This is a genomic window from Photorhabdus namnaonensis, from assembly GCF_001684335.1.
In the GTDB taxonomy this organism is placed as follows: domain Bacteria; phylum Pseudomonadota; class Gammaproteobacteria; order Enterobacterales; family Enterobacteriaceae; genus Photorhabdus; species Photorhabdus namnaonensis.
The window spans coordinates 66609-90417 of the sequence record NZ_LOIC01000070.1 but is presented as its reverse complement, the minus strand read 5'-3'; the positions used below and the strand labels follow the sequence as shown (position 1 = coordinate 90417).

Sequence of the window (23809 nt, the reverse complement as noted above, 5' to 3'; positions counted from 1 at the left end):
ACCCCGCCACAGAGTGCGATTCTTGGCATGCATGCCATCAAAGATCGCCCAATGGCGGTTAATGGTCAGGTGGAGATCCTTCCAATGATGTACCTGGCACTGTCTTATGACCACCGTCTGATTGACGGGCGTGAGTCAGTAGGCTTCCTGGTGACCATCAAAGAAATGCTGGAAGATCCTGCACGTTTGCTGCTGGACGTATAGCAACATAATCAGGGCGGATACGCGCTAATATCTGCCCAGTCTGAAGTAAACAAATGTATATGTACAGCCAGTCTTTTCTTTGGACTGGCTATATCCAGGGCAACAAAAAAATCAGAGAGCAACCTACTTATTTTTGCTCTCCTCAGACTTAATTATGGATAGAACATCATGAATTTACACGAGTATCAGGCAAAACAGCTTTTTGCACGGTATGGTTTACCCGCTCCGGCTGGTTACGCCTGCACGACACCGCGTGAAGCAGAAGAAGCAGCATCTAAAATCGGCTCTGGCCCTTGGGTGGTGAAGTGTCAGGTTCACGCTGGCGGCCGCGGTAAAGCGGGCGGCGTGAAAGTGGTTAACAGTAAAGAAGAAATTCGCGCTTTCGCAGAACAGTGGCTAGGCAAACGTTTGGTTACTTACCAGACAGATGCGCAAGGTCAGCCTGTTCGTCAGATTTTAGTGGAAGGGGCGACTGATATTGCGAAGGAGCTGTATCTCGGTGCTGTGGTTGATCGTGGTACACGTCGTGTAGTGTTCATGGCTTCTACTGAAGGTGGTGTTGAAATTGAAAAAGTTGCGGAAGAGACCCCGGAACTGATTCATAAAGCGATTATTGACCCACTGATTGGTCCTATGCCTTATCAGGGGCGTGAACTGGCATTTAAATTAGGTTTAACCGGTAAACAAGTCAGCCAGTTCACTAAAATTTTCTTAGGGTTGGCAAATCTGTTCCTGGAGCGCGATCTGGCTCTAGTTGAAATTAACCCACTGGTTATTACCACTCAAGGTGATTTGATTTGTCTGGATGGCAAACTGGGCGCTGACGGCAACGCACTGTTCCGTCAGGCTGAATTGCGTGAAATGCATGACCCATCTCAGGAAGATCCCCGTGAAGCTCAGGCGGCACAGTGGGAACTGAACTATGTCGCACTGGATGGCAATATTGGTTGCATGGTAAACGGTGCTGGCTTGGCAATGGGAACGATGGACATCGTTAAATTGCATGGCGGCGCGCCAGCTAACTTTCTTGATGTCGGTGGTGGCGCAACCAAAGAACGTGTTACAGAAGCGTTTAAAATTATCCTGTCAGATGAAAATGTAAAAGCGGTATTGGTTAATATCTTTGGTGGTATTGTTCGTTGTGACCTGATTGCTGACGGTATTATTGGTGCGGTGGAAGAAGTTGGGGTTCACGTACCGGTTGTTGTTCGTTTGGAGGGGAACAATGCTGATCTGGGCGCGAAAAAATTGGCTGACAGTGGTTTAAATATCATTGCCGCAACCAGCCTGACGGACGCAGCTAAGCAAGCAGTAGCCGCAGTGGAGGCAAAATAATAATGTCTATTTTAATCGATAAAAACACCAAAGTTATCTGTCAGGGTTTCACTGGCAGCCAAGGAACTTTCCATTCAGAACAAGCTATTGCTTACGGTACCCAAATGGTTGGCGGGGTAACGCCGGGTAAGGGTGGTACTGAGCATCTGGGATTACCTGTTTTCAATACCGTTCGTGAAGCGGTGGAAGCAACGGGGGCAACGGCTTCTGTTATCTATGTTCCCGCTCCATTCTGTAAAGATTCCATTCTGGAAGCTATCGATGCTGGCATCAAGCTGATTATTACCATTACTGAAGGTATCCCGACTCTGGATATGCTGGCGGTTAAAGTGAAACTGGATGAAGCGGGTGTGCGTATGATCGGCCCTAACTGCCCGGGAGTCATTACACCGGATGAATGTAAGATCGGTATTATGCCGGGCCACATTCATCGAGCGGGTAAAGTTGGTATCGTTTCCCGTTCAGGCACGCTGACTTATGAAGCAGTAAAACAGACCACTGATGCAGGTTTAGGGCAATCTACCTGTGTTGGTATCGGTGGTGACCCAATTCCAGGTTCTAACTTCATCGATATTCTGAAATTGTTCCAGCAAGATCCGCAAACAGAAGCCATCGTAATGATTGGTGAAATTGGTGGTACAGCGGAAGAAGAAGCGGCGGCTTATATCAAGGAGCATGTAACTAAGCCTGTTGTTGGTTACATTGCAGGTGTGACTGCGCCAAAAGGTAAGCGTATGGGCCATGCCGGCGCCATTATCGCAGGTGGCAAAGGAACGGCGGACGAAAAATTTGCTGCTCTGGAAGCGGCAGGCGTGAAAACTGTTCGTAGCTTGGCTGACATTGGTGATGCTGTGAAAGATCTACTTGCTGGCAAGTAAGCGCTGATAAGAAATATTTATCTATGAGGCCACTGTGAAGTGGCCTCAGATCGTTAAAAAAGCCCGTTAGAAATAGGTTCTTTAGCATCGAAAATTTCAAGTTCCATCTTTGCCGATTGATTTTCTCCATTGGGTTTTAATATTCCATAATGGCTTTTTTTGATAACCGAATTTTATTCCCAGCGACAAAAATAATATAAATGTGCTATTTAGAAATGAGTGCTGACTAAAAAAGCCAGCACTTTGTCATTAATCTGAGATATTAATTTGATATCGACACTTTTCTTTGCAGATTATTATCACCAACTAAAATGCCACCGGCAGAAAGCACAGCATCTTCAGGTAATAATTCACTTTGGCTATCTGTCTTTTCTAAGACAAAATTATACACGTTTAATGGTTCTGATTTTCTCTGTTTAACTGAGGTAAGGGTAATTTGGCCATCAAGTGTATGTATTGTATCACCGACATTAAGGTCTTCGGCTTTTACTATTCCCTGTAATGTTGAGACAGGATGTGTTGGAGTCAGTGAAACCTGTTCACCATTATTGTAAGTTAAATCAATAAATTCAGTATCGTGACCTACAATACGGCTTTTTACTTGTAAGATACCGCCTTGTTTTGTTAAAACTCTATCTCCCGGGCGTATATTTTCAACTTTCCATTTTGAACCGTCAGCCATATCTATTAATGTGCCTTCTGCAATACAACCATATTGGATTTGAATAGGTGGATAGATGAGTTGTGACGCGCTCTTCACACTACCGGGGTTATTGGTATAAGAAAACAGAACAGGAAATGCGTTATCACCTTGAATTGTTACAATAGTAGCCTGTAGGTCTAGTACATATCTTTCGTTATTTTTCCAGCATATTGGTCCAAAATCAGCGTAGTCTGTGTTTTTAGAAAATTCCCATGATAAATTTGTATTATTGCCTTTGAGACGATCATTATTGACTTTTTTATGTTTCCAAAATGTATTTTCATCTATATCTCTTGCTAATTTACATGCGCCGCCAGTATCGAGACCGACCAGCGTCAGATCTATCGCTGGTGAAATCCCTTGAGCTGCTTTAGGTTTCCTATTTTTATCAATGGCGATAGGGTTCTTAAATGTAACATTACCTATTATTTCCAGTTTGATTGTTGACTGATCATTTGGCTTACCTGGCGACGTAGGACCGTAATCACATTCACTAGGAGCTCCTGGTTCAGGGTTTGCTCTATTTAAGCAAACGATTATCGGTTTCTCTTTCTCTGGTGAATTATTTACATAAGTTGGCGCTTTGTTTTCCATACTTTGAGGAAAAAAGTTGCTAAAAGAATTTTCAAGGTCTTGCAGCGGCAGTGATTTCTCTACTATTGGTGCGTTATTGAGTGGTATCCCATTTATTTCCCCTTGGAAAAAGGAAATGGCTTGATACGTATTACCATGTTGTCCAGAGGTAGCAAGATTATATTCGGGGGTGGATAGTACAAAGTTCCGTACTCCATTATTCTTTGTACTTTCTTGTACGGATACATGTAGTGTTTTAACATCTTGGTTATCAGAGCTAATAATTGAGAGGCCGCCCTGTAACTTTGCCTTTCCAGCGTTAGTTTCAATTGTATTGCTGTTTGAAATATTAGAGCCAGGAAAATATAGGGAAGCAAAAACAGTAGCTGAAATTGATCTGGAATTTTCGGAGAATACGATTCTAGGATGACTAATATAATTTTTTGGCTTTGTAAACGAATCTTGTATTTCAAGTCGTTGTCCATTCTTAAGTAATGCATTTTGGTGTGCTTTCATAGTTTCGATATCTTCAAAAATATCAGGATGTGTCTGTTCTGTAATATTGTGAGATTTTAATAATGCGATATATCCTTTCTCGTTTTGCGGTTGAGTTAAATCGATTAATGTAGGTTTATTTGGCTCAAGGCTATTTAAGAACTGAGACATAGCCTGGCTTTCTTCGGCAGATAACTTAATTTGGGTATCAGCAAAGCATGATATTATAGGGGGGGATAGCATAATGAAAAAAACAAATGCTCTGTTATATAGAGTCATAATTTTATCCTGTGAAATAATATAGGTTTTGTAAGGAATTAATTACATGTATTTTATTCTTTAGTCAATATAATATTAACGCATTACTACTTTAAACTGATAATTTGTTAATGTCTTTAATTCACGTTGGACATTATGAGTAAGATGAATAATAAAGATGCATCATCAATCCCCCCTTTGGTTATATAAAAAATTGTAAAGATATATATAATATTTTTACAGTATAGGAAGAATAGATATTAAAGGTGGAGCTATAATCATTTATATAATTAATAGTTCTTTGCAAAATATTGTCAAGTTTCTCATGTCAGATTGTTAACAAATACCACTATTTTTCTCGTGGGATTCTTTATTTCACTTTATTAAGTGTTATTGCAGTATTCTTCTGGCTTTTATTTTAGAGAAAACCGGTTGACGTTGTAGGGCAAAAAGAAGTATTCCCGGTAAAGGAGATGATAGAACCAAGTGTTGCGGATGTGAAGCCGCATCATGGGCACCATTATGCTCGTTTCCTAGGTTTGCTGACAGTCCAGATACCGTGTCTGTTGGCAGTAATAGTCAGAAATACCAAGAAGATAGCGTTATGGGTCGCGACGTTTTGTGGTTTTTACCTCTGGATGTGGGAGGTTATCCGGTGCAATAGGGACACAATATCTTTGCCGATTGATTTTCTCCATCTGGGCTTCAATATTTCATAGTGGCTGTTTTTCGTTGGCTGGATTTCATTCTCAAGCATAAAAATAATATAAATACACTATTTGTTTTTTCTAATGCTCTATTTAACTGCACAGTGATCTTGGCTATATCACCATCATCCAAAACATTCTCGCCAGATTGTGTCTTGATAAAATCAGCCACCACAGATGCTATGGTTGAAGATTGACGTAATGCTTTATTTAAATCATGAGTAGTGATAGCTTTGTCTGCTTGAAATCCATTATTTATATTCTCACTTGCTTCATAATTTATTTGGCTCGGCACATTAGCATTATTGCCGATAGAAAAAGCTTTAAAATCATTTTTTAGATTCATAAATATTCCTTAAGTAAAGTGGCGTTATTTTATAATCAATATCTTTAATTATTGAAAAATACTTCAATAATTCACATCAATCACAGTCTAGTTCAGTTAATTAATAATTAAATTCTCTTATACCTTAAGGGATTAACTATTTTTAGTTAATTGGTGAAAATAAAAAACTCAACATCTAAAAGCTATTGTTTTTTCTATTAATTTCTTATTATAAACCATCCTCAATAATATCCGTGTTATCTAATAATTAATTTACAGTGAAAAATTTGATTTTGTATTAAATAATCAGAAAAAATAATTATTCATTTAATGTTTGGTGCCAATGAAACATCAACCAAACTCAATAATACCAAATGCTTTTTCCAGTTCAGCAACAACGCTTTTTTAGCTTCCGACTGCATCTCAGTTTCAACAGCGTATTATGGTGGTGACTAGCGCGAGCCCGGAAAAGCCTGTCTGTGGGAGCCGGAAGAAAGGTATTTCGGTCATTACTTGCTGGTACGCGCAGTTTTTCTGTTGTGTAAAATATTTTTACACAATTATTGTTGGGCTGTGTAACTTAAGATACTAAGTCATTTCACTCAGTTTGAAGAGATCTGTCGTTAAGAGGGAAGCTTAGTTCTCGAGCTGTGTGTCATTGTGCTATCTGAATGACAGCCAAATGGTGGTGATCTCACTGTTAATGCAGAGTTAATAATAATATTTTCTTAAGGATGAAAATAACAAGTTAATTTTAAAAGTCATTTCACAGCAATATAGAAATCAATATTTAGCCAAATAAACAAATAATTAACAATATATCAACTAAAATGAAATAATAGATAAAGTTATTAACACGAGCCAAAAATAAATGAATAAAATCAGGTTATTACCTATAGCATTATTTTTCTAATTTGCTTAAATTGATCCTGATCAATGAGTTTCCATTAAACAATAACCGCAATTATTGACCTATATTCAGAATTCTAATCTGAATCACGTAAAACCTATTTATTGTATGGGAATATAAGCGTACTATACTATTAGTCTAATTAGTTTTTAATTTACTTATTAATGAGTTGTTATTTTAAAGGCATTTATTGCTGGTAGTTATGAGGCTTCTGTATGAGTACTTTGAGAAAAGTACTTACATGAAGCCAGGTTGCCGCAAGTCGGTGTCTTCCTGCTAGGAGCAAGGAGTCAAGATGTTTGATATTGTCGAACTGTCACGATTACAGTTTGCCTTAACTGCGATGTATCACTTCCTATTCGTTCCGCTAACGCTTGGTATGGCGTTTTTGCTGGCGATCATGGAAACGGTATATGTGCTCTCCGGTAAACAAATTTACAAAGATATGACAAAGTTCTGGGGCAAGTTATTTGGTATTAACTTTGCTCTGGGGGTTGCAACAGGGTTGACTATGGAGTTCCAGTTTGGGACTAACTGGTCATACTTTTCTCACTACGTTGGTGACATTTTCGGTGCGCCTCTGGCGATTGAAGGCTTGATGGCGTTCTTCTTGGAGTCTACATTCGTAGGCCTGTTCTTCTTCGGTTGGGATCGTCTCAGTAAGACGCAACATCTGGCGGTAACTTGGTTGGTCGCACTAGGCTCTAATTTCTCTGCGCTTTGGATTCTAATTGCTAACGGTTGGATGCAAAATCCGATTGCTTCTGATTTCAACTTTGAAACCATGCGTATGGAGATGGTCAGTTTTGCTGAATTGGTACTGAACCCAGTTGCTCAGGTGAAATTTGTTCATACCGTTGCAGCGGGTTATGTGACAGGAGCGATCTTTGTTCTCGGTATCAGCTCTTATTACCTGCTTAAAGGCCGTGATATTCCATTTGCTAAGCGTTCATTTGCGATTGCTTCAAGCTTTGGTATCGCGGCTGTGTTGTCTGTTATTGTGTTGGGTGATGAATCTGGCTACGAAATGGGCGACGTACAGAAGACTAAGCTGGCATCAATCGAAGCTGAATGGGAAACTCAGCCACCTCCGGCCGCTTTTACACTGATAGGTATCCCGGATCAGGATAAAATGGAAAACAAATACGCAATTCAGATCCCTTATCTTATGGGATTGATTGCTACCCGTTCCGTTGATACTCCGGTCATTGGTCTGCGTGATTTGATGGAGCAGCATGAGGTGCGTATTCGTAACGGTATAAAGGCTTATGGACTGTTGGAAGAATTACGTGCCGGTAACACAGACCCGACTGTTCGTACCGCATTCAATGAGAGTAAACAAGATCTGGGTTATGGCATGTTGTTGAAACGTTATACCAACAAAGTAACTGATGCTAGTGAAGAACAGATCAAAGCCGCCGCGAAAGATTCTATCCCTCGTGTTGCGCCGCTCTATTTTGCATTCCGTATCATGGTTGCAGCCGGCTTCCTGATGTTATTGTTGATTGGTTTGGCGTTTTGGAGTGTTATCCGTGGCCGCATTGGTAAACAAAAATGGTTGCTGCGCGCCGCACTGTACAGTATTCCATTGCCGTGGATTGCCATAGAATCAGGCTGGTTTGTGGCGGAGTATGGTCGTCAACCGTGGGCGATTGGTGAAGTTCTGCCGACTGCGGTGGCGAGTTCCAATTTAACAGCCGGCGATATCTTGTTCTCTATGGCGCTGATTTGCGGCCTTTATACCTTATTCCTGATTGCGGAAATGTTTTTGATGTTCAAATTTGCCCGCCTTGGCCCGAGTAGCTTAAAAACCGGGCGTTACCATTTTGAACAGAAAACAATTTCAGCACCCGATGCTCAGTAAACAGGAGTCCACTTATGTTTGATTATGAAGTACTACGATTTATATGGTGGCTATTGATTGGTGCGTTGCTAATCGGTTTTGCGGTAACTGATGGTTTTGATATGGGAGTTGGTATCCTGTTACGTATCATCGGCAAAAACGACACTGAGCGTCGCATCATGATTAACTCAGTGGCGCCGCATTGGGATGGTAACCAGGTTTGGCTGATTACCGCCGGTGGAGCGCTGTTCGCGGCATGGCCGATGGTCTATGCCGCGGCATTCTCTGGCTTCTATGTTGCTATGATCCTGGTGTTATCTGCATTGTTCTTCCGTCCGGTTGGTTTTGATTACCGCTCCAAACTGGAAGACCGCAAGTGGCGTAACATGTGGGATTGGGGAATCGTTGTCGGTAGTTTCGTTCCGCCATTAGTTATCGGCGTGGCATTCGGTAATCTATTACAGGGAGTGCCGTTTAACGTTGACTCTCAACTCCGCCTGTTCTACACCGGCTCCTTCTTTGGATTGCTCAACCCATACGGTTTATTGGCGGGAGTGATCAGCTTGATGATGATTGTGACGCAGGGAGCAACTTATCTGCAAATGCGTACTACGGGTGAGCTGCGTCTGCGTTCTCGTACCGCGACTTACCTCTGTGCGCTGGTGACAATGGTGGCTTTCCTGTTGGCAGGCGTATGGCTGATTCATGGTATTGATGGTTATGTTGTGACCGGCGGCTTGGATACGATGGCTCAGTCTAATCCATTGCATAAAGAGGTCGCCCATCAGGCGGGCGCTTGGTTGACTAACTTTAACAACTATCCGTGGTTGTGGGTTCTACCGGCGCTGGGCGTGGCTTCGCCTTTGCTGACGATGCTGATGACGCGCATGAATAAGGCTGGATGGGCATTTCTGTTCTCTTCACTGACAATTGCTGGCATCATTCTGGCCTGTGGTGTAACGATGTTCCCATTTGTGATGCCTTCAATCACTGATCCTAATGTCAGCTTGACGATGTGGGACGCGACTTCAAGCTTGATGACGCTGCGCGTCATGTTTGTAGTTGCATTGATTTTTGTCCCAATCATTCTGGGATATACCATTTGGTGTTACTACAAAATGTTCGGGCGTTTGGATAAAAGCTTTATTGAAGATAACAAACATTCACTGTACTAAGGAACATAAAGCATGTGGTATTTCGCTTGGATTCTCGGAACGCTCTTGGCTTGTAGTTTCGCTATAATCGCCGCCTTAGCTTTTGAGCATAATGAAGAAGAAAAAACCGCTAAAAATGGCGAGGAATCGTGTTGATAGATAAATACTATCGGCTAATGGATAAAGCCCCTATTCGGGGCCTTATCCTTATTGTGGCATTAATGTTTGCCGCTTGTGTATTCTGGGACCTGACTGTTTTGCGTATCTTTTTCCATCCTTTGCCGGCATTCTTGATTTTGATTTGGGGTTTGTGTCATTTCTTTATGAGTTAATTCTGTATGTTATGAGGCTTCTAACCCATAAATTTTTTATTTGCACATTATTCCAAAGCCGCATTGTCTTGAGTATAGTGGCAGCGTTAATTCGCCTTATGTAGGATTGAAATGAATAATACGTTATTCCGGTGGCCTGTCCGCGTTTATTACGAAGATACAGATGCTGGTGGGGTAGTTTATAACGCCCGTTATGTCGCTTTTTATGAAAGGGCACGTACTGAAATGTTACGTCAGCATGGAATTCATCAACAGCGTTTACTTGATGAACAAATTGCATTTGTTGTTCGGCGTATCGTAGTTGATTACCGTGCTCCGGCCCGGCTTGATGATATGTTGGAGGTGCAGAGTGAAATTACTGATATTCGTAGAGCGTCTTTGACATTTATTCAACGCATTGTTGATGGTAACGGAGTAATTATTAACAGCGCAGAAGTTTTAATCGCCTGCGTGAAAACATCTCAAATGAAGCCGGTTGCGCTTCCAAAGTTTATTGTCGCGGAGTTTAAGCAGTGACTGACATGAACATTCTAGATTTATTCCTGAAGGCGGGCCTTTTGGTGCAGCTGATCATGCTGATTTTGATCTGCTTTTCCGTTGCTTCATGGGCAATCATTATTCAAAGGACCAAAATTCTCAATGCGGCGACTCGTGAAGCGGAAGCATTTGAAGATAAATTCTGGTCGGGTATTGAATTATCACGCTTATATAAGGAAAGTCAGTCGCGTCGAGATTCTTTAGGTGGAACAGAACAAATTTTTTATTCTGGGTTCAAAGAATTTGCCCGTCTGCGTCATGCGAATAATCATGCTCCAGAAGCGGTATTAACCGGGGCTTCACGTGCGATGCGTATCTCAATGAACCGAGAGTTGGAATCGCTGGAAAGCCATATTCCATTCTTGGGTACAGTTGGCTCAATTAGCCCATATATCGGTCTGTTTGGTACAGTTTGGGGAATTATGCATGCGTTTATCGCGTTAGGTGCGGTAAAACAGGCCACTCTCCAGATGGTAGCGCCGGGTATTGCAGAAGCGTTGATTGCAACGGCGATTGGTCTGTTTGCGGCGATTCCGGCAGTTATGGCATACAACCGCCTGAATCAGCGTGTTAATAAGCTGGAGCAAAATTACGATAACTTTATGGAAGAATTTCTGGCTATTTTGCATCGTCAGGCTTTCGCTGCTGAAAATAAAGTAGAGAACAAATAGTAAGGGAGAAGCTATGGCACGCACCCGTAGTCGCAAGCGTGAGCTGAAATCCGAAATCAATATCGTTCCCTTACTGGACGTGTTGCTGGTTCTGTTGCTTATCTTCATGGCGACGGCGCCGATTATCACTCAAAGCGTAGAAGTTGATCTGCCGGATGCGGTAGATTCTAAAACGGTTTCCAACTCCGATAATCCACCGGTAATCGTGGAGGTTTCTGGTGTTGGTCAGTACACCATGATAGTTAACCATGAACGATTGGAATTATTGCCTGAACCGCAAATTATTGCGGAAGCGCAGGCACGAATAAAAGAGAATCCAAAAACCGTTTTCTTGATCGGTGGTTCGAAGGAAGTGCCTTACGATGAGATTATTAAGGCACTTAACATGCTGCATCGGGCAGGTGTGAAATCCGTTGGTTTAATGACTCAGCCTATCTGAGTTTAGCCGGCAGTTGCTGTTATTTGAAGATCTTGGATATCGAGCGTGGGAAAGACAAACGGGCAAAACAATAAATTAAATCGCGCTGTTATCGTTTCGGTTGTGTTGCATATTATTTTGATCGGGTTACTTATTTGGGGTTCCCTGACACGAAAAACTGAAATGGGCGGCGGCGGTCAGGATGGTTCTGTTATTGATGCTGTGATGGTCGATCCGAATGCGGTAGTACAACAGTACAATCAACAGCAACAACAACAGGCTGACGCTAAGCGTGCGGAGCAGTTACGAAAGAAGAAAGCCGAACAACAGGCCGCTGAATTAAGGGAAAAACAGGCTGAAGAGCAGGAGCGTTTAAAAGCGGTGGAAGAAGAACGAATTAAAGCGCAACAAGCAGCGGAAGAACAGAAGAAGCAGGCTGTAGAAGCCGCAAACAAAGCCCGTGAAGAGCAAAAACAGGCGGAAGAAGCGGCGGCAAAGGCTAAGGCTGAAAAAGAAAAACTGATTAAAGAGCAGGCTGAGGCGCAGAAGAAAGCCGAAGCCGAGGCTAAGAAAGAGGCGGAAGCCGCTGCTGCTAAACAAAAAGCCGCGGAAGAAGCGAAAGCCAAAGTAGACGCTGAGGCTAAAGCAAAAGCCAAGGCTGAAGCGGATGCTAAAGCCAAAGCTGAGGCAGATGCAAAGGCTAAAGCCAAGGCCGAAGCTGACGTCAAGAAAAAAGCGGCTGCGCAAGCCGCTAAACAGGAAAGTGAAGTTGATGACTTACTGGGTGGCTTAACTTCCAATGTACCGAAACAGCAGGGAGGGGCTTCTGCCGCCGGTAAAGGTGGCGGCAAGAAAAGTGGAGCTTCAAATGCCGACATTAATAACTATTTGGGGCAGATTCAGATAGCGATACAGAATAAGTTTTACGATCCAAGTATGTATCGTGGGCGTACCTGTGCGTTACGGATTAAACTTGCTCCTGATGGGTTGTTAATTGATATAAAGTCAGAGGGGGGAGACCCGGCGTTGTGCCAGGCAGCGGTAGCGGCGGCTAAACAAGCGAAAATTCCGAAGCCGCCAAGTAAGGAGGTTTACGAAGTGTTTAAAAACGCGCCGCTTGATTTCAAACCTCAATAAAGTTGTTATTTAGGAGTTATTAATAACAAACAGAACCATTCAATGTTATTAAGCTATACCCAATGGATTTCGAGCTGCATCGCGACGGCGAGGGAGCGAATCCCCGGGAGCATAGATAACTATGTCAGCGGGGTAAGCGAGTTCAGCCAACAAAGAGGCAACTTGAAAGATAACGGGTATATCTGGTTTTGTTTGTTGACGTTTGTTAATATTCTGCGAATTATTGCGACTATTCCATCGTGATAAGGGAGAGATTAATGAGGCAGGCTTTTAAAGTAGTACTAGGCATTTTAATGTTGTGGGCCACGGTTGCTTACGCAGAAGTTCGTATCGAGATCACTCAAGGTGTCGATTCTGCGCGTCCTATTGGCGTTGTACCCTTTAAATGGACTGGAGCGGGGAATGCACCGGAAGAGATTGGGGTGATCGTTGGGGCTGATCTTCGTAACAGCGGTAAATTTAACCCTATTGATGTCAGCCGTATGCCGCAGCAACCAACGACGGCATCTGAGGTGACGCCTGCCGCGTGGTCGGCGTTGGGGATTGATGCTGTTGTTGTTGGGCAGATCCAGCCAAGTGCGGATGGTGGTTTTTTAATCTCTTATCAATTGGTTGATACTGCGAGTGCTCCGGGCACGGTGCTTGCTCAGGATCAATTTAAAGTAACCAAACAATGGTTGCGTTATGCTGCGCATACAGCTAGTGATCAAGTATTTGAAAAACTGACAGGCATCAAAGGCGCATTCCGTACTCGTCTGGCTTACATTGTAAAGACTAATGGCGGTAAATATCCGTATGAACTGCGTGTATCTGATTACGATGGTTACAACCAGTTCACTGTTCACCGTTCGCCGGAACCGTTGATGTCGCCGGCATGGTCTCCTGACGGCGCTAAACTGGCTTATGTGACATTTGAAAGCGGCCGTTCCGCCTTGGTTATCCAGACCTTGGCGAGTGGCGAGGTACGTCAGGTCGCCTCTTTCCCGCGTCATAACGGTGCGCCTGCATTTTCCCCGGATGGCAGTAAATTGGCATTTGCTCTGTCTAAATCGGGTAGTTTGAATCTTTACGTGATGGATTTGGGTTCAGCTCAGATCCGTCAAGTTACAGATGGCCGCAGTAACAATACTGAGCCAAGTTGGATGCCGGATAACCAGACTTTGGTTTACACCTCTGATCAGGGTGGTCGTCCACAGTTATATAAAACCGATATTAATGGCGGTGCTCCGCAACGCCTCACTTGGGAAGGCACACAAAACCAAGATGCTGATGTAAGCGCGGATGGTAGTTTTGTGGTGATGGTCAGCTCAGAGAGTGGTAAGCAGCACATAGCTAAACAAGATCTGGCAACGGGAGCCGTTCAAATTTTGACGGATACGTTCCTGGATGAAACGCCGAGTATCGCACCTAACGGCACTATGGTGATTTATAGCTCCACCCAAGGGTTGGGGACTGTATTGCAGCTAGTTTCGACTGACGGGCGTTTCAAAGCGCGTCTTCCGGTAACCGATGGACAGGTAAAATTCCCTGCCTGGTCGCCGTATCTGTGATGCATAATAATATGTATGGCAAATTTTAAAAGGATCAAAGAGATGCAACTGAACAAAGTGCTAAAAGGGCTGATGTTAGCTTTACCAGTTATGGCCGTAGCAGCGTGTAGTTCTAACAAGAATGCTGATAACGATCAGACTGGTGTCGGCACTGTTAACGAAACTAATGCGGGTCTATCAGCAGAGGAATTAGCTCGTCAGCAAATGCAAGAGCTACAAAACAACAACATCGTATATTTTGGTTTTGACAAATACGACATTGGCTCAGATTTTACTCAGCTGTTGGACGCTCACGCGGCATTCCTGCGCAGCAACCCATCTTATAAAGTTGTTGTAGAAGGTCATGCTGACGAACGTGGTACTCCTGAGTACAACATCGCATTAGGTGAGCGCCGTGCTAATGCAGTGAAAATGTACCTGCAAGGCAAAGGCGTTTCCGGTGAGCAAATCTCTATCGTCTCTTACGGTAAAGAGAAACCTGCTGTACTGGGTCACGACGAAGCGGCTTATGGTAAGAACCGTCGCGCAGTACTGGCATACTAAGAGTAGTTCATGAACAGTAACTTCAGACATCATTTTTTGGGTCTGTCGTTACTGGTTGGCGTAGCGGTTCCTTGGGCCGCTATTGCCCAAGCGCCAATCAGTAATGTCGGCTCGGGTTCTACCGATGAGCGCCTTACCCAATTAGAGCGTATTTCCAACGCTCACAGTCAGCTATTAACGCAACTCCAGCAACAACTTGCTGATTCTCAACGTGATATTGACATGCTTCGAGGGCAGATTCAGGAGAATCAGTATCAGCTTAATCAGATTATAGAGCGGCAGAAGGACATTTATCAGCAACTGGAGGGAGCTACCAGTTCTGAGGGGAATAAACTTACTGCAAATACAGCTTCTTCAACGGCAAGTGATAGTGGTAATCAGGCATCATCAACTGTCGGCACGGGCAGTGAAAAAGGTGATTATGACGCTGCTGTTCATTTGGCGGTGAATACCAAAGAGTATGATAAAGCGATTGTGGCCTTTCAGAGTTTTGTGAAGAGTTATCCAAAGTCGAGTTATATGCCTAATGCCAATTACTGGTTAGGGCAGATTAATTACAACAAGGGTAAAAAAGACGAAGCAGCGTATTACTTTGCTACGGTAGTCAAAGAGTATCCGAAGTCGCAGAAGAGTGGCGAATCGCTTTATAAAGTTGGTTTAATCATGCAGGACAAGGGTCAGAAGGATAAAGCGAGATCGGTTTACCAACAGGTCATGAAACAATACCCTGGTTCGAATGCAGCTAAACTGGCGGAGAAAAAGCTTTCTACTCTATAATTATTGGCCCCGGAAGGGTGTAGTAATACATTTTCGGGGTTAATTGAGTGTTTAATAAGCATTTAAACGTAATTTGAAAAAATAATCATTGCGTAGCGCGGAGAAATCAGTAATATATGCCGCCGTTGCCGAGAGAAGTCACAAGATGGGTCGTTAGCTCAGTCGGTAGAGCAGTTGACTTTTAATCAATTGGTCGCAGGTTCGAATCCTGCACGACCCACCATCTTAAAGCTTCATTCGAAAACAAATTCCCCTAGATGGGTCGTTAGCTCAGTCGGTAGAGCAGTTGACTTTTAATCAATTGGTCACAGGTTCGAATCCTGTACGACCCACCATCTTGAAGTTTCATTCAAAATTAATTCCCCTGGATAGATCGTTAGTGCAATCGGTAGAGCAGTTGACTTTTAATCAATTGATCGCAGGTTCGAGCCGAGCGAAGCGAGACAACAGCGCGTGAGCGCTGGCCCGAAGGGCGAGGCCATAGGCCGAGTCATCCTGCACGACCCACCATCTTGAAGCTCCATTCAAAAACAAATTCCCTGGATAGATCGTTAGTGCAATCGGTGGAGCAGTTGATTTTTAATCAATGGGTCGCAGGTTCGAGCCGAGCGAAGCGAGACAACAGCGCGTGAGCGCTGGCCCGAAGGGCGAGGCCACAGGCCGAGTCATCCTGTACGACCCACCATCTTGAAGTTTCATTCAAAATTAATTCCCTTGGATAGATCGTTAGTGCAATCGGTGGAGCCGTTGACTTTTAATCAATTGATCGCAGGTTCGAGCCGAGCGAAGCGAGACAACAGCGCGTAAGCGCTGGCCCGAAGGGCGAGGCCACAGGCCGAGTCATCCTGCACGACCCACCATCTTAAAGCTTCATTCAAAACAAATTCCCTAGATAGATCGTTAGCTCAGTCGGTAGAACAGTTGGCTTTTAATCAATGGGTCGCAGGTTCGAGCCGAGCGAAGCGGGATAACAACATGTAATTGCAAAGCCCACAATAAATTGTTTAAAAGAATACGAACTTATTTACTTGTAGGGTAATTATGTTGCACTTACTATTCGAAACTATCATATTATTCTATAAGTAATATACTTATTACTGTAGAAAACCTCTGACAATTCATTAAAAACATAGTCTAATTTTAATAAATAACAATGAAATATTCTTACATCTCAAATGATTAACCATTACATGTAATTAATAGTAATAAATAACCCAAAGTGTTGAAATTAAAAACATATCTATTACTTTAAAATTAAACGTTTAAACGACATTCATCATTATTTAATTTCCAAAAGTATACCAATGTATAGCTCATAATTAACCTGTCTGATTTTAATGCTGACATCTAATATGCTCCAGAAAACATTCTGCCTACTAATCATTTAATACTGATATGACCATGAGGTTATCTTATTATTTTTACGTCACTGATAAAGTTCAATATTTAACTACTCGGAGTAAATGCTAATTTAAATTTTACCGATAAGGTCACCTGCTATATAAGCAGTAAAATAACCGTAATAATAAGGAAACAATAAAATGGCACGAGTATATATAAACCCTAATCAGACTCTTGATATTTATAAGAATGGCAGTATATTAGTTCCTGCTCATCAACCTCATATAACTATAAAAAACGTTAGCTTGGCGCTAGTTAAAGTGAGTGGCTTCTGGGCATCCTTAGTCGGAGATTATACTCTGTATAGTTCTATAGAGATCTACCCCGGCAGAAGTGAAATACTTGTACCACCTCCTAACCTTATTTACTACTATAAAGTTACAGCCACTAATCTTGCCAGTTATTTAAACGCGGAAATTGAAGTGGAGGTTGGATCGAAGAGTAATTCTTTCTTTTAACCTGAGCCTTCCCTGGGAAAAGTTCTGACATACGTTACGGACAGGCGTAGAGGAGATCTCATTGAATTGGTTGAGCAATCGGTGGATCACAAACACTCTATGCCTGTCTCATGTCCTGGGGACTTCTCAGTGTTCTCGATTTGTGCAGGCTTTAAATCTTTGGTCGTCAATCCAGATTGTTCCATTCTGAATTTGATAGCTTCGATTGGATCTGGTGAGTCGATGGGATAGTGTTCTGCTTCGTAGGCTTCAATCAATAGAACCATAACTTCCATATGGGCGAATTCAGGTGTGCCGATTTCAGGTTGATTATCAAACAGAGAGGCAACAATTTTTAATGCTTCTTGATAATCTTGTTTTGTTCTAATGGGTTTAATATTCATTATTCACTCTGGCTCTACTTTGTCGATAACCGCGTTAACCCGGCAGGTTCATTATATTATTGAAATCTTCCAGTGTCATCACTCTCATTTATCGACATGTTTTCGGAACTAGCAATTTAAGTGTATCGACAATAACAACAAGCGAGTCTTCTACAAAGATGGGGAATCCTGTGATATTCCTGAACATTGCCGCTTGGATATTTTTGTCCAAATGCCAGAATATTCAGTTTGGAATTTAAAATAGAAAAAATTACAGGATGAAATAGAAAGAATAAAATAAAAATAATTTCCAGATGTTAAATATAAATTTGGAGGGTATATTTTTGATTCAAAAATGTTGAACCACATTCTTTTTTTGGACTAGACTTTAATTAGTGTGAATTGCAAGGGAGACTATTTTTACAATAATTTAATATATTGATTATAAGATAACATTGTTTAATTTAAGGAGAAAGTGCATGAGTCACAAGAATGATTTTAAGGCTTTTTCTATTAGTAATAATGCGAATATAATTAGTCAAGAAATATATGAAGAAAGTAAGGGTTTACTGACTGGATTTCCACCTAATACTATTTCAATCGATTTATTAAATAAAGTTCTTCGCCAGTCATCAATTATATCATCTGTGGTAGCTGATTTTATCGCTACACAATCTAGCGATGATATTCTGGATGATGGTGATATAATTAAACTCACAGTCCAATTAAACAGAGCATTAGAGCAAAAAATCACAGCAGAAGTTCCAAATGCTTCATTAACACAGAAAGGTATTGTTCAGCTTACAGATGTAGTAGGCAATAGTGATACATTGGTTGTCACTCAAAAGCTAGCCCAGGAAATAATAGATTCATTGCGTGAAAATATTAATGACAGAGTGCCCAATAGCCGAAAGGTGAATGGAAAAGCATTGTCTGCTGACATTAGTCTAGAGGCTGGGGATATAGGTGCATATACCAAGGCAGAAGTTAATAATCTAATCAATGCAGTTAATAATATTCCTGTGGGAGTTCCTATTCCCTGGCCTACAGTTATACCGCCAGCGGGGTGGCTGCAATGTAATGGAGCAGAGTTCGATAAAACAGCTTACCCGCAATTAGCGGCAGCGTATCCTACAGGAAAATTACCTGACCTGCGCGGAGAATTTATTCGTGGTTGGGATGATAGCCGAGGTGTTGATAGTGGTCGTATTATTTTAAGCGCACAAACTGACAACACAAAAAGAATACAACTTTCTCAAGGGAATGAGAGAAGAAAATACCTTTCTAATTATCAAGGACCTGTAGATGGATACCAATACCCGCTTGGTAGGGATGTTACAGGCGACGCAACTGTTACATCAATTGCTAACAATACAAGCGGTTATGAAACCCGTCCCCGCAATGTTGCATTTAATTACATAGTGAGAGCAGCATAATAGCCGAATAAAAATACCTTTTAAAAGCCAAAAATATAAGAAGCCGTTTTGCTTGAATGGAAAAAATATCGGGTATTGCTGAGCAGAACAGATATTTTACAAGCTTCCGATATTGAATGGCTGGATAAACTGAGGTAATAACAAAGCCGGTTAGCCCGGCTTTATTTTTTTATTCTGAAAACTAAATCTGTCACTGGTGAGCTATTTCTTTTCTGGCTAACTCAGCTAGAAAAGCAGAGCGGTTTTTGTAGTGTCCGTTTTTTTCAATGTAGCGATCTATGGCAGTTAATAGATTGCCAGGCATAGTTAAATTGAACTTTATGGCTTTTGACTCATATTTCGCTGGATCTAACTCGATGAGGGCAATAATCCCTCCATCTTCAGACAAGCGAGGATCACCGATGTAATCAGAAGAGTTTTTAGGGGCGGGGACATAGCCGCCGTGTTCGATTAAAACTTCCATGTGCTGCGCGAACGCTTTTTCAGCATCCCGAATAGCATCTTCTAAGGTATTGCCAGCAAAGAAACAGCTTTCAACATCGGGGAAGTAACCGTCAAACCCATCTTCTGTTTTAAATATAAAGAGTGGATAAATCATAGTATTACCTCTTAATTTGATCATGAGCTTTGCAGAGAAAGGGCGGCATAACTGTGCCCGTTATCATAGTAATTTCAGCCCTGAAATATTTTGTGCCTGCCGGATAACACCTTTTGATGAGTCTTTTCTTGGGTGCGGTATTGTGATTATTTTTGCAACACCGGGTTTAGTTAGAGTGATGTGGCTACCGTCTTGTCTGGCCTTAACCCATCCGTCAGCTATTAGGAGTTTTATTAGCTCTGCACTACCCATAAATCCTCCGTTTGGTTAATGTGTAAGTATAATACCTATACATTAATTCCATTATCAATATATTTGTGGGTGTTGTGCCTACTTTTTATAGGTGTGAAACATGATCAATGTAACAATCAGAGGCCGAAAAGGTGATAACGGACATCCAATTACACTAATTGAAGCTTCAAATATCATTGATAATTGGTTATCAGAAATATATAAAAAGGAGGAAAGGTGTGGTTAGTAAATAACGTCGGTTAGTCCGGCTTTATCTTTTTAGATTTTGAGGTGTACTGGCTAGGGAAACCAGTTAGGATTACGATAGGCTAAGACCCTCACATAAAGTCATCAGAGTAATTCACAAAAGAGGTACTCAGAATTAGATACCTGTTGCCATTTCAAAAGGTTCAACTTTTCGGTTTAATACCCCATTTCTGTAGTTTTTTACGCGCTTGTTCTTTTAATTGTTTGCGAAACTCTTCTATGAGATAACAGGAATAAGAGAAAAATAATTTCCAGATATTAAATATAAATTGGCTGTATATTTTAGATTGTAAAATGTTGAACTATTTATTGCTGCCAATGATACAAAAACGATTAACCTTATAAGTAATAAGAACACAGTATTATATTTTTTCCTGAACTAGACTTTTATTAGCCTGAATTACAGGGGATTATTTTTACAATAATTTAAGATGTTGATTATAAAATAACATGATTTAATTTAAGGAAAGTATATGAGTCAAAAGAATGATTTTAAGGCTTTTTCTATTAGTAATAATGCAAATGTCATTAGCCAAGAAAAGTATGAAGAAAATCAGGGTTTGCAGACTGGATTTCCTTCGGGTAATGTTCCTACTCATTTGTTAAATAAGGTATTACGTCAGTCATCAACCATATCATCTGTCGTCGCTGATTTTATCGCGACACAATCTGGCAATGATGTTCTTGATGATGGAAATGTAGCCAAACTCACTGCTCAATTAAATAAAGCGATAGAACAAAAAATTACAACAGACATCCCTAGTGCCTCATTAACACAAAAAGGAGTTGTTCAGCTGGCAAATGTGACTGGCAATAGTGATACATTGGCAGTGACGCAAAAGTTTGTTAAGGAAGAAATAAATTCATTACGTGAGTATACTTATACTCGTGAAGAGATAGATAACCGGATTAAAGCTGCCAGTGAAATTCCTGCTGGTTCTCCTATTCCGTGGCCGTTGCCTTATCCACCTGTTGGCTATCTCACTTGTAATGGTGCATTTTTCAATAAATTACAGTATCCGAAGTTGGCGGAAGCTTATCCTGACGGTAGATTACCTGATTTAAGAGGCGAATTTATCCGGGGATGGGATGATGGCCGTGGTGTTGATCCCGGTCGCATGTGCGGTACGTGGCAAACAGATACAATGCAGAAATTAGGTGGGGCACTTGAAGGCGGTAATAACATCGGCATGATGACGCGACCGCATGACAGCACGAGCGGCGTGTTTTCGGAAGGACCGGCTCGTACAATCGTTTATCAGCAAGTTGCAGGTACCGGGTATGTAATCTATTTTGATAATTCAAATGTTGCGAGAACAGCACATGAAAATAGACCCCGTAACATTGCATTTAACTACGTTGTAAGGGCAGCATAATTCTAGTGGCCGAAGCAATTTGAAGTAAGAATAAAGTCGGTTAGTCCGGCTTTATTTTTTTTATTCTGAAAATAGAAAAAGGGTAATGTATCGTATTGATGCTATGAAATTGCAGAATAGTATCAATATCCTTAGATATTTGTGTCTAGATGCCAGAAGATTCAGTCTGGAATTTAAAGTAGAAAGAGTTACAGGACGATATAGAAAGAATAAGAGAAAAATAATTCCCAGATGTTAAATATAAATTTGGGGAGTATATTTTCGAGTTCAAAATGTTGAACTACATTCTTTTTCTGGACTAGACTTTAATTGGAGTGAATTGCAGGAGGATTATTTTTACAATAATTTAAGATATTGATTATAAAATAACATGATTTAATTTAAGGAAAGTATATGAGTCAAAAGAATGATTTTAAGGCTTTTTCTATTAGTAATAATGCAAATGTAATTAGTCAAGAAAAATATGAAGAAAATCAGGGCTTACAGACAGGATTTCCATCAGGCGATGTTCCCACTCACTTGTTAAATAAGGTATTACGCCAAGCATCAACCATATCATCTGTTGTGGCTGATTTTATCGCGACACAATCTGGTAATGATGTTCTGGATGATGGAAATGTAGCCAAACTTACCGCTCAATTAAATAGGGCGATAGAACAAAAAATTACAACAGATATTCCCAGTGCTTCATTAACACAAAAAGGAATTGTTCAACTGACTAATGAGAGCGGTGACAGTGATACATTGGCAGTGACGCAAAAATTGGCTCAAGAAATAGTAAACTCACTGTATGAAAATATTAATAGCAGAGTGCTTAATAGTCGAAAAGTGAATGGTAAAGTGTTAGATGAGGATATTAATTTGAATGCGGCGGATGTGGGAGCGTATTCGAGAGAAGAAATAGATAAGCAAAATAAAGAAGCTAATAATATTCCTGTTGGTGTTCCAGTTCCTTGGCCATTGCCTTATCCACCTATAGGCTATCTCACTTGTAACGGCGCATTTTTCAATAAATTACAGTACCCAGAGTTAGCAGAAGCTTATCCTGATGGCAGATTACCTGATTTAAGAGCAGAGTTTATTCGTGGTTGGGATGATAGTCGAGGTGCTGATAGTGGACGTGGCATTTTGTCTTGGCAAGAAGGGTCTTATTTAGTACAAGAAATTAATAATCCGCCTAATTGTGTTGTTAACTTCTCGCTAAATAATAGAGCAGAACTGAATTGGGATGTTCCAGCCGGGAATGTTAAAGTAAATGGACGAGGAGTAGGAGGAGCAGGAAATTGGATTACAGATACAAATTTTTTTGGTGTCACCCGTCCCCGTAACATAGCATTTAATTACGTAGTGAGAGCAGCATGCGGCATAAGAGCTGAACAAAAAAATTCTTTAGAACCTGAGGTAGCAGTATTAGGTAAAGATGGGTTAGCAGAAAAAGCCGGTTGGCTGACAATTTATCATGCAGCACCGTATTCCCGTGAGTTTATTTTTACTCGCCCGGAATATTTAATGGAAGGAGTAGGGCTACCAACTAGTTCCTATACTGATGCGCCAGAACTTCCAGATTTTGATAACAAAGCAGTCTGTCGTAGTGAAGATGGTAAATATTGGGAAATTGTACCCGATTATCGGGGGAAAATAGCTTACAGCACGCAAACTCATTTGCCGATTAAGATAACAGAAATCGGTGAATTATCAGATACGCTAACATTCGAGAAACCTGCTACTCATTTTGATAAGTGGACCGGAAAAGAGTGGGTCACTGATGAGGCCGCAGTAAAAGCCAGTCAGATTGAACAAGCAGAGAAACAGCGAGATATATTGCGTCAACATGCAAATGAAATAGCTACATTACTGCAACATACTGTTGATGTTGAAATGGCAACAGAAGAAGAGAAAGTAGCATTAATGGCTTGGAAAAAGTATTTTGTATTATTGAGCCGTGTCGATATTCTGCAAGCTCCTGATATTGAATGGCCGGAGCAGCCAAGTAATTAAAGCTGGATAACCGGTTTTATTTTTTATCCTTAAAAAAGTGAGCTAATGAGGAAAGTTCTATCTTTTATAAAATGCATAACAGTGGCTTTTGTAATTTTCGTTATGACGATGAGAATAATATACCCAATGGATTTCAAGATGCATCGCGACGGCAAGGGAACGAATTCCCAGGAGCATAGGTAACTATGTGACCGGTGTGAGTGCAGCCAACAAAGAGGCAATTTGAAAGATGACGGGTATAGATACATCAGTAGCGCTGTCGACGATAATATCTATCGTATTGATAGTTTGTTATTGAAAATATGTAAAAAAGAGGAAAGGATAATGGTTGG

24 protein-coding genes, 2 tRNA genes, 3 other RNA genes and 2 pseudogenes are annotated in these 23809 nt (G+C 41.3%); 25 read left to right on the top strand and 6 right to left on the bottom strand.

Annotation, left to right across the window (positions count from 1 at the left end; genetic code table 11):
• The 3 genes from Phpb_RS26850 to sucD form a co-directional block, all read left to right on the top strand.
• Nucleotides 1-204, top strand: a 204-nt coding sequence (locus Phpb_RS26850; RefSeq protein WP_240492537.1) for a 2-oxo acid dehydrogenase subunit E2, incomplete at its 5' end; no start/stop codon positions are given.
• 168 nt (nt 205-372) lie between these two features.
• Nucleotides 373-1539 carry an ADP-forming succinate--CoA ligase subunit beta gene (sucC, locus tag Phpb_RS12090; protein WP_065390552.1) on the top strand — a complete coding sequence of 389 codons (1167 nt, stop codon included), beginning with the start codon at nt 373-375 and terminating at the stop codon, nt 1537-1539.
• A 2-nt stretch (nt 1540-1541) separates the two neighbouring features.
• Nucleotides 1542-2417, top strand: a complete 876-nt coding sequence (gene sucD / locus Phpb_RS12085) for a succinate--CoA ligase subunit alpha (protein WP_065390551.1) — start codon at nt 1542-1544, stop codon at nt 2415-2417.
• A gap of 262 nt (nt 2418-2679) precedes the next feature.
• Here sucD and Phpb_RS12080 read toward each other — a convergent pair whose 3' ends face one another.
• Nucleotides 2680-4467 (bottom strand): Hint domain-containing protein, encoded by a 1788-nt coding sequence (locus tag Phpb_RS12080; protein WP_065390550.1) that lies wholly within the window; start codon nt 4465-4467, stop codon nt 2680-2682.
• Nucleotides 4468-4919: 452 nt separating this feature from the next.
• On the opposite strand from Phpb_RS12080, the gene Phpb_RS12075 reads away from it, so the two are divergent.
• The gene (locus Phpb_RS12075) at nt 4920-5165 is read left to right on the top strand and encodes a hypothetical protein (protein ID WP_065390549.1); all 246 of its coding nucleotides are present in this window, start codon (nt 4920-4922) and stop codon (nt 5163-5165) included.
• On the opposite strand, the gene Phpb_RS12070 is transcribed toward Phpb_RS12075, so the two are convergent.
• Both Phpb_RS12070 and Phpb_RS23820 read right to left on the bottom strand, forming a co-directional pair.
• Nucleotides 5152-5499, bottom strand: a complete 348-nt coding sequence (locus tag Phpb_RS12070; protein WP_065390548.1) for a hypothetical protein — start codon at nt 5497-5499, stop codon at nt 5152-5154. The two genes, Phpb_RS12075 and Phpb_RS12070, sit on opposite strands and share 14 nt — an antisense overlap.
• A gap of 302 nt (nt 5500-5801) precedes the next feature.
• Nucleotides 5802-5906, bottom strand: a pseudogene (locus Phpb_RS23820) (tail fiber assembly protein); the annotation flags it as partial.
• Nucleotides 5907-6683: 777 nt separating this feature from the next.
• Between Phpb_RS23820 and cydA the strand changes: the two are divergent.
• The 16 genes from cydA to Phpb_RS11990 all read left to right on the top strand — a co-directional run bounded on the left by cydA (nt 6684) and on the right by Phpb_RS11990 (nt 17209).
• Nucleotides 6684-8252, top strand: a complete 1569-nt coding sequence (gene cydA / locus Phpb_RS12065) for a cytochrome ubiquinol oxidase subunit I (RefSeq protein ID WP_065390547.1) — start codon at nt 6684-6686, stop codon at nt 8250-8252.
• 14 nt (nt 8253-8266) lie between these two features.
• On the top strand, nt 8267-9406 hold the full coding sequence (gene cydB / locus Phpb_RS12060; protein WP_065390546.1) for a cytochrome d ubiquinol oxidase subunit II: 1140 nt from the start codon (nt 8267-8269) through the stop codon (nt 9404-9406).
• 12 nt (nt 9407-9418) lie between these two features.
• Nucleotides 9419-9541 carry a cytochrome bd-I oxidase subunit CydX gene (cydX, locus tag Phpb_RS12055; protein ID WP_065390545.1) on the top strand — a complete coding sequence of 41 codons (123 nt, stop codon included), beginning with the start codon at nt 9419-9421 and terminating at the stop codon, nt 9539-9541.
• A 287-nt stretch (nt 9542-9828) separates the two neighbouring features.
• Nucleotides 9829-10233: a tol-pal system-associated acyl-CoA thioesterase gene (ybgC, locus tag Phpb_RS12050; RefSeq protein ID WP_065390544.1), complete on the top strand. Its 405-nt coding sequence runs from the start codon at nt 9829-9831 to the stop codon at nt 10231-10233.
• Complete coding sequence (gene tolQ, locus Phpb_RS12045; RefSeq protein ID WP_065390543.1) at nt 10230-10925, top strand: Tol-Pal system protein TolQ; 696 nt, start codon at nt 10230-10232, stop codon at nt 10923-10925. Before ybgC ends, tolQ begins: the two co-directional genes overlap by 4 nt.
• A 13-nt stretch (nt 10926-10938) precedes the next feature.
• Complete coding sequence (gene tolR / locus Phpb_RS12040) at nt 10939-11364, top strand: colicin uptake protein TolR (protein ID WP_036780822.1); 426 nt, start codon at nt 10939-10941, stop codon at nt 11362-11364.
• Between the two features lie 45 nt (nt 11365-11409).
• Nucleotides 11410-12480, top strand: coding sequence for a cell envelope integrity protein TolA (gene tolA / locus Phpb_RS12035; RefSeq protein WP_065390542.1), 1071 nt, complete (start codon nt 11410-11412; stop codon nt 12478-12480).
• Between the two features lie 257 nt (nt 12481-12737).
• On the top strand, nt 12738-14030 hold the full coding sequence (gene tolB, locus Phpb_RS12030) for a Tol-Pal system beta propeller repeat protein TolB (RefSeq protein WP_065390541.1): 1293 nt from the start codon (nt 12738-12740) through the stop codon (nt 14028-14030).
• Between the two features lie 42 nt (nt 14031-14072).
• Nucleotides 14073-14573 (top strand): peptidoglycan-associated lipoprotein Pal, encoded by a 501-nt coding sequence (pal, locus tag Phpb_RS12025; RefSeq protein ID WP_065390540.1) that lies wholly within the window; start codon nt 14073-14075, stop codon nt 14571-14573.
• Between the two features lie 9 nt (nt 14574-14582).
• The gene (gene cpoB / locus Phpb_RS12020) at nt 14583-15350 is read left to right on the top strand and encodes a cell division protein CpoB (RefSeq protein WP_065390539.1); all 768 of its coding nucleotides are present in this window, start codon (nt 14583-14585) and stop codon (nt 15348-15350) included.
• A 147-nt stretch (nt 15351-15497) separates the two neighbouring features.
• Nucleotides 15498-15573 (top strand) — tRNA-Lys (locus Phpb_RS12015).
• Nucleotides 15574-15609: 36 nt separating this feature from the next.
• Nucleotides 15610-15685: transfer RNA gene (locus tag Phpb_RS12010), tRNA-Lys, on the top strand.
• 42 nt (nt 15686-15727) lie between these two features.
• A non-coding RNA gene (locus Phpb_RS12005) (RtT sRNA) lies at nt 15728-15860 on the top strand.
• A gap of 42 nt (nt 15861-15902) precedes the next feature.
• Nucleotides 15903-16035, top strand: a non-coding RNA gene (locus Phpb_RS12000) — RtT sRNA.
• Nucleotides 16036-16077: 42 nt separating this feature from the next.
• Nucleotides 16078-16210: non-coding RNA, RtT sRNA (locus Phpb_RS11995), on the top strand.
• Between the two features lie 681 nt (nt 16211-16891).
• Entirely contained in the window at nt 16892-17209 is a 318-nt protein-coding gene (locus Phpb_RS11990; protein WP_065390538.1) for a hypothetical protein, read from the top strand.
• 86 nt (nt 17210-17295) lie between these two features.
• Here Phpb_RS11990 and Phpb_RS11985 read toward each other — a convergent pair whose 3' ends face one another.
• The gene (locus Phpb_RS11985) at nt 17296-17592 is read right to left on the bottom strand and encodes a helix-turn-helix domain-containing protein (protein ID WP_065390537.1); all 297 of its coding nucleotides are present in this window, start codon (nt 17590-17592) and stop codon (nt 17296-17298) included.
• 458 nt (nt 17593-18050) lie between these two features.
• On the opposite strand from Phpb_RS11985, the gene Phpb_RS11980 reads away from it, so the two are divergent.
• Nucleotides 18051-19007 carry a phage tail protein gene (locus Phpb_RS11980; protein ID WP_065390536.1) on the top strand — a complete coding sequence of 319 codons (957 nt, stop codon included), beginning with the start codon at nt 18051-18053 and terminating at the stop codon, nt 19005-19007.
• Between the two features lie 48 nt (nt 19008-19055).
• Complete coding sequence (locus Phpb_RS27390; protein WP_072165200.1) at nt 19056-19145, top strand: tail fiber assembly protein; 90 nt, start codon at nt 19056-19058, stop codon at nt 19143-19145.
• Nucleotides 19146-19197: 52 nt separating this feature from the next.
• Here Phpb_RS27390 and Phpb_RS11975 read toward each other — a convergent pair whose 3' ends face one another.
• Nucleotides 19198-19605 (bottom strand): type II toxin-antitoxin system HicB family antitoxin, encoded by a 408-nt coding sequence (locus Phpb_RS11975; RefSeq protein ID WP_065390535.1) that lies wholly within the window; start codon nt 19603-19605, stop codon nt 19198-19200.
• A 63-nt stretch (nt 19606-19668) separates the two neighbouring features.
• Nucleotides 19669-19857, bottom strand: a complete 189-nt coding sequence (locus Phpb_RS11970) for a type II toxin-antitoxin system HicA family toxin (protein WP_046397782.1) — start codon at nt 19855-19857, stop codon at nt 19669-19671.
• Nucleotides 19858-20576: 719 nt separating this feature from the next.
• Between Phpb_RS11970 and Phpb_RS11965 the strand changes: the two genes are divergently transcribed.
• The 3 genes and pseudogenes from Phpb_RS11965 (at nt 20577) to Phpb_RS24490 (ending at nt 23477) form a co-directional block, all read left to right on the top strand.
• Nucleotides 20577-21479, top strand: a complete 903-nt coding sequence (locus tag Phpb_RS11965) for a tail fiber protein (RefSeq protein ID WP_065390534.1) — start codon at nt 20577-20579, stop codon at nt 21477-21479.
• Between the two features lie 393 nt (nt 21480-21872).
• Nucleotides 21873-22611, top strand: a pseudogene (locus Phpb_RS24495) (tail fiber protein); the annotation flags it as partial.
• A gap of 215 nt (nt 22612-22826) precedes the next feature.
• Entirely contained in the window at nt 22827-23477 is a 651-nt protein-coding gene (locus Phpb_RS24490) for a tail fiber assembly protein (RefSeq protein WP_489739826.1), read from the top strand.
• The last annotated feature ends 332 nt before the right edge of the window (nt 23478-23809 follow it).